This is a genomic window from Halalkalibacter suaedae, from assembly GCF_017939705.1.
Taxonomy (GTDB): domain Bacteria; phylum Bacillota; class Bacilli; order Bacillales; family Bacillaceae_D; genus Halalkalibacter; species Halalkalibacter suaedae.
Map to the genome: position 1 here is coordinate 362,228 of NZ_JAGKSQ010000003.1, position 12,706 is coordinate 374,933.

At 36.9% G+C, this 12,706-nt stretch carries 17 protein-coding genes; 11 read left to right on the forward strand and 6 right to left on the reverse strand.

The genetic code is table 11. The features are described from left to right. Positions 1-7: 7 nt before the first annotated feature. From yhbY to J7W16_RS09355, 4 genes are read right to left on the reverse strand one after another with little or no spacing between them, the layout of a single operon-like run. Complete coding sequence (gene yhbY / locus J7W16_RS09340) at positions 8-298, reverse strand: ribosome assembly RNA-binding protein YhbY (protein WP_210597023.1); 291 nt, start codon at positions 296-298, stop codon at positions 8-10. Continuing rightward, the gene (gene aroE, locus J7W16_RS09345) at positions 292-1,140 is read right to left on the reverse strand and encodes a shikimate dehydrogenase (protein ID WP_210597024.1); all 849 of its coding nucleotides are present in this window, start codon (positions 1,138-1,140) and stop codon (positions 292-294) included. The genes yhbY and aroE overlap by 7 nt, the downstream gene beginning before the upstream one ends. Before the next feature lie 19 nt (positions 1,141-1,159). Beyond that, on the reverse strand, positions 1,160-2,269 hold the full coding sequence (yqeH, locus tag J7W16_RS09350; protein WP_210597025.1) for a ribosome biogenesis GTPase YqeH: 1,110 nt from the start codon (positions 2,267-2,269) through the stop codon (positions 1,160-1,162). Between the two features lie 2 nt (positions 2,270-2,271). Then, complete coding sequence (locus J7W16_RS09355; protein ID WP_210597026.1) at positions 2,272-2,787, reverse strand: YqeG family HAD IIIA-type phosphatase; 516 nt, start codon at positions 2,785-2,787, stop codon at positions 2,272-2,274. A gap of 427 nt (positions 2,788-3,214) precedes the next feature. Between J7W16_RS09355 and J7W16_RS09360 the strand changes: the two genes are divergently transcribed. After that, entirely contained in the window at positions 3,215-3,355 is a 141-nt protein-coding gene (locus tag J7W16_RS09360) for a sporulation histidine kinase inhibitor Sda (RefSeq protein WP_210597230.1), read from the forward strand. Positions 3,356-3,403: 48 nt separating this feature from the next. Here the strand turns inward: J7W16_RS09360 and J7W16_RS09365 are convergent, their stop codons facing one another. Continuing rightward, on the reverse strand, positions 3,404-3,625 hold the full coding sequence (locus J7W16_RS09365) for a hypothetical protein (protein ID WP_210597027.1): 222 nt from the start codon (positions 3,623-3,625) through the stop codon (positions 3,404-3,406). A 284-nt stretch (positions 3,626-3,909) separates the two neighbouring features. Between J7W16_RS09365 and J7W16_RS09370 the strand changes: the two genes are divergently transcribed. Genes J7W16_RS09370 through mnhG form a run of 7 tightly spaced genes read left to right on the forward strand, consistent with a single transcriptional unit; the run spans position 3,910 to position 9,667 of the window. Next, positions 3,910-6,318, forward strand: coding sequence for a Na+/H+ antiporter subunit A (locus J7W16_RS09370; protein ID WP_210597028.1), 2,409 nt, complete (start codon positions 3,910-3,912; stop codon positions 6,316-6,318). Next, entirely contained in the window at positions 6,318-6,740 is a 423-nt protein-coding gene (locus J7W16_RS09375; RefSeq protein ID WP_210597029.1) for a Na(+)/H(+) antiporter subunit B, read from the forward strand. The genes J7W16_RS09370 and J7W16_RS09375 overlap by 1 nt, the downstream gene beginning before the upstream one ends. After that, positions 6,740-7,081 (forward strand): Na(+)/H(+) antiporter subunit C, encoded by a 342-nt coding sequence (locus J7W16_RS09380; RefSeq protein WP_210597030.1) that lies wholly within the window; start codon positions 6,740-6,742, stop codon positions 7,079-7,081. Before J7W16_RS09375 ends, J7W16_RS09380 begins: the two co-directional genes overlap by 1 nt. Next, complete coding sequence (locus tag J7W16_RS09385) at positions 7,074-8,558, forward strand: Na+/H+ antiporter subunit D (protein WP_210597031.1); 1,485 nt, start codon at positions 7,074-7,076, stop codon at positions 8,556-8,558. The genes J7W16_RS09380 and J7W16_RS09385 overlap by 8 nt, the downstream gene beginning before the upstream one ends. A gap of 3 nt (positions 8,559-8,561) precedes the next feature. Next, positions 8,562-9,038 (forward strand): Na+/H+ antiporter subunit E, encoded by a 477-nt coding sequence (locus J7W16_RS09390; RefSeq protein WP_210597032.1) that lies wholly within the window; start codon positions 8,562-8,564, stop codon positions 9,036-9,038. A gap of 1 nt (position 9,039) precedes the next feature. Next, positions 9,040-9,324 (forward strand): Na(+)/H(+) antiporter subunit F1, encoded by a 285-nt coding sequence (locus J7W16_RS09395; RefSeq protein ID WP_210597033.1) that lies wholly within the window; start codon positions 9,040-9,042, stop codon positions 9,322-9,324. Then, the gene (mnhG, locus tag J7W16_RS09400; RefSeq protein ID WP_210597034.1) at positions 9,302-9,667 is read left to right on the forward strand and encodes a monovalent cation/H(+) antiporter subunit G; all 366 of its coding nucleotides are present in this window, start codon (positions 9,302-9,304) and stop codon (positions 9,665-9,667) included. The genes J7W16_RS09395 and mnhG overlap by 23 nt, the downstream gene beginning before the upstream one ends. Positions 9,668-9,706: 39 nt before the next feature. Here mnhG and J7W16_RS09405 read toward each other — a convergent pair whose 3' ends face one another. Then, a complete protein-coding gene (locus J7W16_RS09405; RefSeq protein WP_210597035.1) occupies positions 9,707-10,477 on the reverse strand; it encodes a phosphatidylserine decarboxylase in 771 nt (256 codons plus the stop codon). Between the two features lie 98 nt (positions 10,478-10,575). On the opposite strand from J7W16_RS09405, the gene pssA reads away from it, so the two are divergent. The 3 genes from pssA (at position 10,576) to J7W16_RS09420 (ending at position 12,695) form a co-directional block, all read left to right on the forward strand. Next, a complete protein-coding gene (pssA, locus tag J7W16_RS09410) occupies positions 10,576-11,115 on the forward strand; it encodes a CDP-diacylglycerol--serine O-phosphatidyltransferase (protein ID WP_210597036.1) in 540 nt (179 codons plus the stop codon). A 212-nt stretch (positions 11,116-11,327) separates the two neighbouring features. After that, complete coding sequence (locus J7W16_RS09415) at positions 11,328-11,603, forward strand: HU family DNA-binding protein (RefSeq protein ID WP_210597037.1); 276 nt, start codon at positions 11,328-11,330, stop codon at positions 11,601-11,603. A 213-nt stretch (positions 11,604-11,816) separates the two neighbouring features. Further along, positions 11,817-12,695, forward strand: coding sequence for an SDR family oxidoreductase (locus tag J7W16_RS09420; protein WP_210597038.1), 879 nt, complete (start codon positions 11,817-11,819; stop codon positions 12,693-12,695). Positions 12,696-12,706: the final 11 nt, after the last annotated feature.

Here is a 12,706-nt window from a genome sequence, read left to right on the forward strand (position 1 = left end):
TCACTCCTTACGGGAGAACTAGTTCTTTATTTTCCTTTGATTCCTTATAGAGAACAATTGTGCTTCCGATTACCTGGACAAGATCCGCCCCTGTTGAAGAAGTGATCATTTGAGCGACCTCGTCTTTATCCTGATCACAATTTTGCAGAACACTTACTTTCAGAAGCTCCCGTGTTTCTAATGCCTCTGCAATTTGCTTAGTCATATTCTCATTGACTCCACCTTTTCCTACTTGAAAAATTGGTTGAAGATGATGAGCTTTCGAACGTAAAAAACGCTTTTGTTTCCCTGTTAACATGTTTCATTTCCTCCTAGTTGTCTTAATACTAATTGCTCCATTTTTTTGCGATCAGGACGGATCCCTGTCCAATATTCAAAGGATAGGGCTGCTTGATTAACAAACATTGCGACACCATTTGCTATTTCTGCCCCTTGCTGGCTGGCTTCTTGTAAAAACAGTGTTTCTAATGGGTTATAAATTAAATCACTAACAATAACACCCTGCTTCAAGCTGTGTATTGAAAGTGGTGTATCAGAGATATTTGGACTCATTCCTACAGACGTCGTATTTATAATGACATCAAATTGATTAAGAAGAGACTCGGCTTCATCTAGCCTGATTAGTGCAGCATCTGTTTGAAGCTCATTAGCAATCGCTAGAAGAGGTTTTGCCTTCTCTAGAGTTCGATTTGTAATGGAGACATGGGCAATGCCTTCTTTAAGTAATGCGACAAGAACCCCTCTAGCTGCCCCTCCGGCTCCCACCAACAAAATTCGCTTATTGGATAAATTGGTTTGAGCTTGTTCAAGCAATGATTCAACATAGCCACGTCCATCTGTGTTATATCCTTTTAATTTGCCATTTTCATTTACTATTGTATTTACCGCTCCAATGAGTCGAGCTTCTTCATCAACCTCGTCAAGAAACTCCATCACCGCTACCTTGTGTGGAACAGTTACATTGCAGCCTGACAGCCCAAGGGCCCTAATACCATCCACAGCCTCCTTGAGTTGACTTGGGTGGACGTCAAAAGCCTGATAGGTTGCATCGATGTCCAATGCTTTAAAGGCATCATTATGAATTAATGGCGACATTGAGTGTCCAACCGGATGCCCTAGTAACCCATATAACTTATTCAAGGTTCTCCTCCCCTTGCTATTAAATAATTGATTCTCTGATTGTAACACTTACTCCTTTGGGAGCATATGCCTCAACTTTAAGATTCTGTCCATGGACAGTCACCCAACCAAGCCCTGAAAAAACAATGTCCATTTTTTCCTCTCTTACTTGGAATGTTGTCTTTACTAGTGGTGGAAGTGTATCTTTTGAGAGTTCTCCAGGTGGTGTCAACATACTTCCTAGATGGTTTTTATAAAGTTCATCTGCCTTTTCACGCTTTGTACGATGAATTTGAAGATCATTTGATAAATAACAAGTAAAGGAAGATCGTTCCCCTTCGACGAAGTCAAAGCGACTTAAGCCACCAAAAAATAGAGTTTGCTCTTCATTAAGCTGAAAAACCATTGGCTTGATCTCTTTTTTAGGTGTAATGATTTTCAGTTCCTGTTTATCGACAAAATGAGCCATTTGATGATGATTAATAATACCTGGTGTATCATACAATGCCTTACCGTCATCAAGTGGGATATCAATCATATCTAACGTCGTACCTGGAAAGTGAGATGTTGTGATCAATTGCTCTGTATCCCCACCAAAAGCTTTGATCATTTGATTAATAAATGTCGACTTTCCTACATTTGTACACCCAACAATATAAACATCGCGACCTTTTCGAAGCTTATCAATTAGCGAAGCAACTTCTTCAATACCTTGATTTTTGACTGCACTCATTAAAGTCACATCAACTGGTTTAAGACCAAGTTCTTTCGCTGACTTCTTCATCCAATTGACAAGACGATTATGATTAATTGATTTTGGGAGCAAGTCCACTTTATTACCGACTAATAACACATCGTTCTTACCAACAAAACGATGGAGGCCTGGTAACCAACTTCCTGTAAAATCAAATATGTCAACGACCTTAACAATCAATGCATTTTTTTCACCAAGTCCGTGAAGAATCTTTAAAAAATCATCGTCAGTCAATGATACGTCTTGAATTTCATTATAATGAGTTAATCGAAAGCACCTTTGACATGTAACAATATCCTTATCTAATGCAGATGGTGGTGTAAATCCTAATTTATTCTTATCTTCTGTTTGTATTGTTACCCCACAACCTGCACACATTAAATCTCTTTCTTCCATTATTAATCCTCCCAGTGAATCATTCCTCGTTTTTTCAACGATCTTAATACGACTTGTTCCATTTTTCGATTTAATTTCGTAGCAAGTCCATCGGTTTTCGCAACTGGAACAACGAGGATGGTATGGATACCAGCTCGATTTCCTCCAAAAACATCAGTAAATATTTGATCTCCAATGACAACTACTTCATCATGCTTTAAGCCCATATCCACACATGCTAATTTAAATGCACGAGTTCTAGGCTTTTGGGCACTGTGAATAAAAAGTACTTTTTCTGGATCAGCAAATTTCTGAACTCTTTTTAAATTATTATTAGAAACGATCGTTACCTTCATTCCCAATTCATTTAGTTGTTTAAACCATTTTTGAACTTCAGGCGTTGCACTTTCACGATCCCATTCCACTAATGTATTGTCTAGGTCAGTAATAACCCCTTTAATCCCTCTTTGTTTCAACTCTTGTAATTTAATATCGTAAATACTTTTCTCATATTGACTTGGTAACAGTTTTTTAAACAAACCGAGCACCTCTTTTTTACTATAATTGTCCTTTACCAAACTTTAACTATACCTCTAGTTCATTTTATTTTCAATTATATGAAAATATTTGGACAAAAAACGACGTTTTAGACAAGATCCATTCCATATTTTTCAGCAAATAAAAAAACTTTTCGACAAAAATGCGCAACAATCAACACTGTGGATAACGTTATGCACGTTATTCCATTAGATAGATCAAGGGTTTCAAAAACTAATAAACAGGGAATCAACAACTTATCCACCAATTAGTGTGGATAAATAGAACAGTTGTTCTATTTTACAAAACATGGTAGGATTATTTCAACAAGTAACTTACTAGTTTACTTATCCACCAAGACATTTATGACTAAAAAGGAAATATTTGTATAAGGGAGGTGAACCTGTCTGCTAGTTGACAGGACAAGAAATGAAAAACCTATCTGACGAACTTTTAATAGAGACATACTACAAAGCTGTTGAACTGAATTTGAATTATGATTTCATTGAATTAATCCGCGTGGAAATCGCCAAGCGTTCACTCTCTGATAAAATAAAGATATCCTCTTAACAAAAAAAGTAGCTATCAACTTAGATAGCTACTTTTTTTGTCCTATCCTTATTCATTCAATTGATTGCGTTTCCCAATCCGAATATATTCCCTTGGTCCAAAAGGGGTTACTGTTGGGACGATTCGATCATCATCTACATTCAATGTTTCAAATCCATCGAGTCCTTTTTCATGAACTCTATGATTATTAAACTCATTAGCAACCCATCCTCCAGAAAAGAGAACAAGAAAGATACTTATAGCTATTAAGCCTTTATGTCGATTTTTCATACAAGTCACTCCATTTGACGTTTGTCTATAGAGTGTCGCTTTGAAAATTACTTTATACATAAAATGTCCATTGAAGCTTAAAAAAAACATACAAAAAATTTTTTTTCGTTTTTTTTATGGATTTCCTTCATATTTAATAAGTATTGACAAATAGGGGAAAGCTAGAAGTGTGACGGATGCAAGCAATCTCATAATCGGTTATAATTTTATTTAGTCTCAAGTGAGTAAAAGATTAGGTCAGCTACAAAGCTAGAGAACATCATGTATATAAGGAGGTATATCTTTTGACATTATTACACTGGGCTACCATTTCTCCATTTTTGCTAGCCATACTCATTCCATTCTTTTATAAGTATTTCAGGCAAGTACATACTGGATGGTTTGTCTTAATTCTACCGCTCATCCTATTTATTTATTTTCTTAGGTTCCTACCAACAACCTCTAATGGAGGAGTGGTTACTTATGAAGTCCCATGGGTCCCTTCCCTCGGGATTAATTTTACTGTTTACCTCGACGGTCTAAGCTTATTATTTGTTCTACTCATTACCGGAATAGGTACATTAGTTGTTCTTTATTCAATTTACTATTTATCTAAAGTAAAAGAGAAATTGAACAATTTCTATGTGTATCTATTAATGTTTATGGGTGCAATGCTCGGAGTCGTTTTATCAGATAATTTAATTGTTTTGTATGCCTTTTGGGAAATGACTAGTTTAGCATCCTCATTGCTAATTAGTTATTGGTATCATCGAAAGAAATCAACATACGGAGCACAAAAATCAATGCTGATCACTGTTACGGGTGGCTTTGCCATGCTTGGTGGGTTTGCCCTTCTTTATCTCATGACAGGTACGTTCAGTATTAGGGGTATCATCGATCAAGTTGCTCTTATATCAACAGATGCTCTCTTCATTCCTGCCATGCTTCTTGTATTGCTAGGTGCTTTTACCAAGTCGGCTCAATTCCCGTTCCATATTTGGCTACCGGATGCAATGGAAGCACCTACACCTGTCAGTGCTTACTTACACTCTGCAACGATGGTAAAAGCAGGGATTTATTTAGTAGCAAGGTTAACTCCTGTGTTCGGAGGAGTGCCTGAATGGTTCTGGCTGTTATCTGGATTTGGAATTATTACACTCTGTTGGGGATCCATCTCAGCTGTACGTCAAAAGGATTTAAAAGCAATTCTTGCTTTTTCTACGATAAGTCAGCTTGGTTTAATTATGTGTTTACTAGGCCTTGGTTCTGCTTCTTTGTATTTTGGATATGGAGAAGAACCAGAGAAGTATACAACCGCAGCAACACTTGCAGCGATTTTTCATTTAATTAATCACGCTACATTTAAGGGAAGCTTGTTCATGACAGCTGGTATTATTGATCACGAAACTGGTACTCGTGATATCCGTAAATTAGGTGGCTTAATGACAATCATGCCAGTCACATTTACGATTTCGCTTATTGGCTTAGCCTCCATGGCGGGTTTACCACCTTTTAATGGATTTTTAAGTAAGGAAATGTTCTTCACTGGGGTTTTAAAAGCAACAGAATTATCTATTTTTAATATGCAAACATGGGGATTCATTTTTCCGATCCTTGCATGGGTAGCTAGTGTGTTTACATTTGCTTACTGTCTCATTATGTTCTTTAAAACATTCACAGGTAAATTCCGTCCTGAGAATTATCAAGTTAAAGTGCACGAGGCACCTATTGGCATGCTTATTAGTCCAATTATTTTAGGTTCACTCGTAGTGATATTTGGTTTTTTCCCAAATATTTTAGCTTACACTTTAATTGAACCATCCGTTGCTGCTATCCTTCCTAATCTTTTAGGAGAAGGGGAAAAGTTCGATATTCATATTTACCATTGGCATGGCTTTAATACAGAATTATTTATGACATTAGGAGTTATTATTTTCGGAACACTTATTTATCTGACGATGAAAAGCTGGGCAAAATCACACTTTTATTTACAAGAACGTGATCCAATCAATTACCTCTATGACGGGTCACTCGAAGGACTTGCTAGAGGAGGTCAGTCTTTCACTTCTTTCTATATGACAGGAAGCATGAGACATTATTTGTTATATATCTTCTCGTTCCTTGTACTATTTCTAGGGTTTATGTTCTTTAGATTAGATGCTGTATCGTTTAGTGGAACGGAATCGGCACCAATTTCAGCCTTTGAAGCAATTGTTGCACTTGTTATGGTAACCGCCGCAATTGTTGTCGCAGTTGCCCGTACAAGATTAACAGCAATCATTGGACTTGGTGCAGTTGGCTATTCATTAGCAACCTTCTTTGTTTTATTTAGAGCACCTGATCTAGCCCTAACACAGATGGTTATTGAAACCATTTCAACAGTGTTATTTTTACTATGTTTTTACCACTTACCGTTATTTAAGAAGAAGTTTGAAAGTGTTCCGTTTAAGCTCGGTAATCTTATTGTGAGCCTAGGTGTCGGTATTCTGGTCACTCTTTTGGCTATTTCCTCACACCATTCAAAATTCTTTGATTCATTAAAAGACTTCTTTATTGGTGCTAGCTATGATGAAGCTGGCGGAAAAAATATGGTTAATGTTATTCTTGTTGATTTTCGTGGATTTGACACGTTGTTTGAAATTCTAGTGTTAACCATTGCTGCAATTGGTATCTACTTAATGATTAAATTACGTGTAGCAAAGGAGGAACAATAATGCGTACAAATGATGTCATTTTAAAAACAGTTACACAGCTTGTGACATTCATTATCATTATTTTCTCCATCTATGTGTTTTTATCTGGACACCATCATCCAGGTGGTGGGTTCATTGGTGGGTTAATGACAGCCGCTGCCTTTGTTCTAATCGGATTAGCATTTGATATTGAAACAGTCAAAAAAATTATTCCAATTGATTTCAAGTTAATTTCCGCGACTGGGATGCTTATTGCCGTGCTAACTGGAATTGGCTCCTTTGTTTTTGATGCAAATTTCTTAAGTCATACGTTTGACTATTTTCATTTGCCACTGTTAGGAGAAACCGAATTAGCGACAGCTGTATTATTTGATATCGGAGTGTATCTCGTTGTTATCGGAATTACTTTAACAATTATTTTTACGATTGGGGAGGATCAATAATGGAAATTTTAATCTCCATCGTTGTTGGTATTTTGTTTACCGTTGGTGTCTACCTCATTCTTTCAAGAAACATGACACGGATTATTATTGGTACCGGTATTTTAAGTCACGGTGTCCATTTGCTCTTATTAACTATGGGCGGGTTAAAGCAGGGGGCTCCTCCACTTCTCGGTGAAAAGGCTGCCTCTTATACGGATCCATTACCACAAGCCTTAATTTTAACAGCTATTGTTATTAGTTTTGGGGTAACATCGTTCTTTCTCGTTCTAGCTTATAGAGCCTACAAAGCCCATGGTACTGACAACATGGATGAGATGGAAGGAGCAAAGTCTGATGAATAATTTAACTATTGCACCATTACTGATACCACTAGTTACTGGTGTAATCCTACTATTTTTAGGTAAACGACTTATCCTTCAAAAAGCTTTAAGTATTTTATCTGGAATGGCTATTATTGCGACAAGTATTTTCCTGCTAATGGATGTTCTAGAGAATGGCATTAAGACCTATCAAGTTGGGGGATGGCAGCCTCCCTTTGGGATTGTTCTAGTTGCCGATTCTCTGGCAACATTACTTGTCTTATTTAGTAGCATCATAATGGTTGCTACAACGCTCTTTACGTTTAGAGGTTTAGACCTTGAACGAAAAAATTACTATTACTACCCCTTAGTTCAGTTTTTATTAACAGGGGTCATTGGGGCATTTCTAACTGGTGATATCTTCAATCTCTTTGTTTTCTTTGAAGTACTTTTGATGTCTTCATATGCCCTGATTGTTTTAGGTGGTACAAAGACACAGCTTAGGGAATCATTAAAATATGTCCTTATTAATGTCATTTCCTCTGCTTTCTTTGTAACAGCAGTAGCATTTTTATATTCTGCAACAGGTACATTAAATATGGCTGATTTATCAGCTCGAATAGCTGAAATTAATCAACCAGGCTTAATTACAGTGATCGCTCTGTTATTTTTAATTGTATTTGGAATGAAAGCAGCCATTTTCCCACTTTTTTTCTGGCTTCCCGGTGCATACTCTGCTCCACCGCCAGTCATTTCAGCTATCTTTGCTGGTCTATTAACAAAGGTTGGGATATATGCGATTTACCGAGTATTTACGATTATTTTCTATCATCATCCAGATGTTACTCATTATACAATTGGGATCTTGGCAGCCATCACAATGATTGTTGGAGCCGTTGGGGCCATTGCCTATAATGATATCCATAAGATACTCGTATACAATGTTGTTGCTGGTGTAGGATTTATTCTATTGGGATTATCAGCTTTTAATGAGGATGGTCTTTTCGGAGGAATGTTTTATTTGCTTCACGATATGCTAATAAAAGCTGCACTATTTTTGTTAGCTGGAGCCATTGTTGTTATTACTAGAACAACGAAGATTGGTCAGGCAAGCGGAATAATTAAGAATTACCCATTACTTGGATGGACTTTCTTAGCTGCAGCTTTGTCCTTAGCCGGAGTTCCTCCTTTTAGTGGATTTTTCGGAAAGCTTCTGCTGATCCAAGGTGGCTTTGCAGCTGAACAATATGTATTTGTTGCAGTTTTACTAGTCTCTAGTTTGCTTGTACTCTATTCTGTTATGAGAATCTTCTTCCAGGTAATACTAGGCGAAGAAATCTTACCAGATGTAAGTCGTAGGGGGAATGTCAAAGGGCTTGTCTACCCTAGTATATTTCTTCTCTTCCTCTCTTTCTTGATGGGTATGGGAGCAGAAGCTGTGTATCCATATGTAGCTGATGCAACGAACACCTTACTCAATCCAGAACTCTATATTGATGCTGTTTTAAAGGAGGAGTAGAAAATGGCTTTTCAATTTTTAATTAATTTAATCATCACATTTGTTTGGATGTTTCTTTACAGTAGTTGGGATCTTTCTACTTTCATTGTTGGTTTTCTCGTTGGTATGATCATCTTATTCATCGTACGACGTTTCTTCCCTGGCCCATTATACGTCACTAAAATCTATGCAGTGATTAAACTAACCCTCCTTTTCATGAAGGAATTGATTTTGTCTAATATTACGGTTGTCAAACAAGTACTACAACCGAAGTTACAGATAAAACCAGGTATTTTCGCTTTAGAAACCGAGCTAGAGAGTGATTGGGAAATTGTTTTATTATCACTTCTGATTACCTTGACCCCAGGGACTCTGGTTGTTGATGTCTCGGAAGATCAAAAGACGCTTTTCATTCATGCAATGAATATCGATAATATCGACGAATCCATCTCTTCAATAAAGAATACGTTCGAGAAGGCCATCCTGGAGGTGAGTCGCTAATATGCTTTCAACTGTCTTAATGGTATGTTTAATCCTACTGTCTCTAGCTTTGTTAGGAAGTATTTATCGGCTCATTAAAGGGCCATCTACGGCTGATCGCGTTATTGCTCTTGATACAATCGGGATCACCATGATTGCTTTAGTGGCTGTGCTCTCAATGTATCTTAAAACATCGGCTTTTTTGGAGGTCATCTTGCTAATCGGTATTTTGACATTCATAGGAACCGTAGCCTTTGCTAAATTTATAGAGAGGGGTGTTGTCCTTGACCGGAAACGAGATCATTAATTTACTTGTTATCGTCTGCGTTCTATTAGGAACTTTCCTTAGTCTCGTTACGATGGTCGGATTGTTACGTTTACCTGATGTATATTCACGCTCTCACGCTGCATCTAAGAGTGCGACATTAGGTGTCATGTTCATTCTTATTGGTGCATTGCTTTACTTTTATCAAGACTACGGTCTTGATGCTAGATTAATCCTAGGAATTCTTTTTGTGCTCATTACCTCTCCAGTAGCTGGACATTTAATCTCTAGAGCAGCCTATTACTCAGGTGTACCATTGTGGGACAAAAGTATTAGGGATGATCTAAAAAAAGTCGCAAAAAAACGTTCCTCTGCTTCAGAGTAAACTAAAAGAGACTTCCCTCAACTAAGAAGGGAGTCTCTTTTATTCAAACCAACCAATCGATTGGCCCATTTTAATTTCTTGTTCAAGGTTATCAAAATGGACAAAATTCTTCTCGGTTAAAAGAATAACCGTTGATCCAAAGGAAAAATACCCTAATTCCTGCCCCTTTTTGATATCTTTACCTTTGTGAGTTAATTCAATTGTGTTAATATTCATTGCACCAATTTTCACTACAGCTAATTGCTTGCCATCTGCTGCAATTTCAGTGATTACTCGATAATTCTTTGACAAAGGTCTCTGTCCATACACCAAGCCCATACGGTTTACAGGGTAAGAACGCTTTCCAAGTTCCCATTGATTAACAATCTGTCCATTAATCGGACTATGAATTCTATGATAATGACTAGGACTTAAATAAACAATAAGGTACGATCCATTTTTGTAACGTTCTTTCTTTTCTGATGAACCAAGCATTTCTTTAATACAATAGTTTTGACCTTTCACGTGAAAAGTCGTACCATCCATTAACTTACCTGACTGCGATATAATTCCATCGACCGGACTAACTATGCTGTTTGAGTCCTGATCAATTACGCGAGCATCAAGCTTTAATTCACGGGTAAATAGCTCATGTAACGTTTTGTATTCATGTAATGACTTTGCCATTTCAGTTTGATCGATATTAAATACTTTTGCATATGAAGGAACCGTAAAAGCACTCAGCTTAGAGTTAGTAAACCCTTTCAGCAATTGCGAGGACAATCGGTGGTTCGTCAGTTGTACACATGATTGAAAAAACAATTTCTTCAATAAATCACCTCAAAAGATAAGCTATGATAAGTATATATCCTACTATATCAACTATATGATATGATTAGACTTATTACAATAACAAGGAGTTGACGTACATGTTCCTTCTACATCATATAGATCCAACAGTAAAGAAACTCAAAGCTCAAATTGCTAATACACTGACTCTTTTTAATTTAAGTTTAGGTGCTTTGGCTATTATATTCATTATTCAAGATGAATTACGTCTAGCACTTGTTTTTATTACAGTGGCTGCACTATTAGACCGTTTGGACGGAGCAGCTGCAAGAAAATTTAATTGTACGTCAGAATTTGGTAAACAACTTGATTCCTTAAGCGATATTATTTCATTTGGTGTGGCACCTGCATTCTTAATTTATCAAGCGTCCTTATATGTTTTTGGTTATCCTGGAATACTGTTAACTATATTTTTCATTATATGTGGTGCAATTAGGCTTGCCCGGTTCAATGTGACGACTAATAACCAGTTCTTTGTGGGCCTTCCGATAACCGCTGCGGGCTGCGTCTTAACTTTTCAATTGTTCATGGTACCTTATTTTCATCCTGCGTACTTTATGTTCATCACCCTTATTCTTTCTGTCATGATGATCTCAAGTTTTAAACTTAGAAAAGTATAGTAGAATAAAATTACTAAAAACGTCACTTTTCGATAGAAATATCGAAAAAGTGACGTTTTTTTAGCGAATAATGGTTAAAAATGATTTAATTTCCGCGGAAAGTCTTGACACGACTAGGCTTTCATGAGAAATTTTAAATGCAGCAATAATTTAATGCCTGTCGAATAGACAGATAATTTCTTAATCAAAGGAAATGAAAGGGAGTTTTTTTAATGAACAAAACCGATCTAATCAATGCAGTTTCTGAGCAAGCTGAACTTTCTAAGAAGGATGCTTCTAAAGCTGTAGATGCAGTATTTGAAAGTATTACAAACGCGTTAGTTGAAGGTGGCAAAGTTCAACTAGTTGGCTTTGGTAGTTTTGAAGTTCGTGAGCGTTCAGCACGTAAAGGACGTAACCCACAAACTGGTCAAGAAATTGAAATTCCAGCAACTAAAAACCCAGCTTTCAAGCCAGGTAAACAACTTAAAGATGCTGTAAACGAATAATAGAAGAAGAGACTGATGGGATAACCTATCAGTCTTTCTTTTTTTAATTATTATAGTCATACAACAGCTTCTTCAATTATAAAAGTCCAATGCTTATTTAAAATCAAAATATGTAAAATTATGTTTTTTGATATTTTACCATCTTCTCAGGGTATGGATTATAAAGGCCAAGACTAGACATCCTAGATAGTGAAAAATAGAGGAGGTTTTTGTATGAACTATAATGATATCCAATCTGTCCAAAAAAATGGACAACCAGCACAAGAACAAGCTAAACAACCAGGAATTGAAAGTGAAATGACTCCACTTCCAATTTACGATGACCCTAACTACAAAGGTAGCGGAAAACTTACCAATAAAGTTGTTCTGATTACTGGAGGAGATAGCGGTATCGGGCGTGCTGCCTCAATTGCCTTAGCAAAAGAAGGAGCCAAATTAGCCATAATCTATTTGAATGAACATGATGATGCCAAGAAAACAAAAGAAGAAATTGAGAAGTATGGAGCAACTTGTTTGCTTATTGCAGGAGATGTCGGCGAAGAAGCATTTTGCACGGAGGCAGTAAAACAGACCGTATCTGAATTTGGACAACTTGATGTATTAATTAATAATGCTGCTGAACAGCATTATCAAGAAAAAATTGAAGATATTTCTACAGAACAGCTAGAGCGTACATTTAAAACAAATATCTTTTCATGCTTTCATTTAATCAAGGCTGCTATGCCTCATTTAAAAAAAGGCAGCTCGATTATTAACACTGCATCAATTGTCGCTTATAAAGGCAATCCAGTATTAATGGATTATTCATCGACAAAAGGGGCTATGATCGCTTTGACACGCTCCCTTTCGGAAAATCTAGTATCTAAGGGGATCCGAGTCAACGCAGTCGCTCCTGGGCCAATCTGGACACCATTAATTCCAGCTTCATTTCCACAGGAACAGGTAGCTAAATTTGGGACAGATTCACCAATGGGTAGACCTGGTCAACCCGTTGAGCTTGCACCTAGCTATGTTTATTTAGCCTCTGATGATTCTTCTTATGTATCAGGTCAAGTTCTACATGTAAATGGTGGTTCAATTGTTAACGGTTAAGTCACCAAAAA

Excerpts from the sequence above, each read along its gene's own strand:
- yhbY (WP_210597023.1), bottom strand. The coding sequence starts at position 298 with ATGTTAACAGGGAAACAAAAGCGTTTTTTACGTTCGAAAGCTCATCAT.
- yqeH (WP_210597025.1), bottom strand. The coding sequence starts at position 2,269 with ATGGAAGAAAGAGATTTAATGTGTGCAGGTTGTGGGGTAACAATACAA.
- J7W16_RS09360 (WP_210597230.1), top strand. The coding sequence starts at position 3,215 with ATGAAAAACCTATCTGACGAACTTTTAATAGAGACATACTACAAAGCT.
- J7W16_RS09365 (WP_210597027.1), bottom strand. The coding sequence starts at position 3,625 with ATGAAAAATCGACATAAAGGCTTAATAGCTATAAGTATCTTTCTTGTT.
- J7W16_RS09375 (WP_210597029.1), top strand. The coding sequence starts at position 6,318 with ATGCGTACAAATGATGTCATTTTAAAAACAGTTACACAGCTTGTGACA.
- J7W16_RS09380 (WP_210597030.1), top strand. The coding sequence starts at position 6,740 with ATGGAAATTTTAATCTCCATCGTTGTTGGTATTTTGTTTACCGTTGGT.
- J7W16_RS09385 (WP_210597031.1), top strand. The coding sequence starts at position 7,074 with ATGAATAATTTAACTATTGCACCATTACTGATACCACTAGTTACTGGT.
- J7W16_RS09390 (WP_210597032.1), top strand. The coding sequence starts at position 8,562 with ATGGCTTTTCAATTTTTAATTAATTTAATCATCACATTTGTTTGGATG.
- J7W16_RS09395 (WP_210597033.1), top strand. The coding sequence starts at position 9,040 with ATGCTTTCAACTGTCTTAATGGTATGTTTAATCCTACTGTCTCTAGCT.
- pssA (WP_210597036.1), top strand. The coding sequence starts at position 10,576 with ATGTTCCTTCTACATCATATAGATCCAACAGTAAAGAAACTCAAAGCT.
- J7W16_RS09415 (WP_210597037.1), top strand. The coding sequence starts at position 11,328 with ATGAACAAAACCGATCTAATCAATGCAGTTTCTGAGCAAGCTGAACTT.
- J7W16_RS09420 (WP_210597038.1), top strand. The coding sequence starts at position 11,817 with ATGAACTATAATGATATCCAATCTGTCCAAAAAAATGGACAACCAGCA.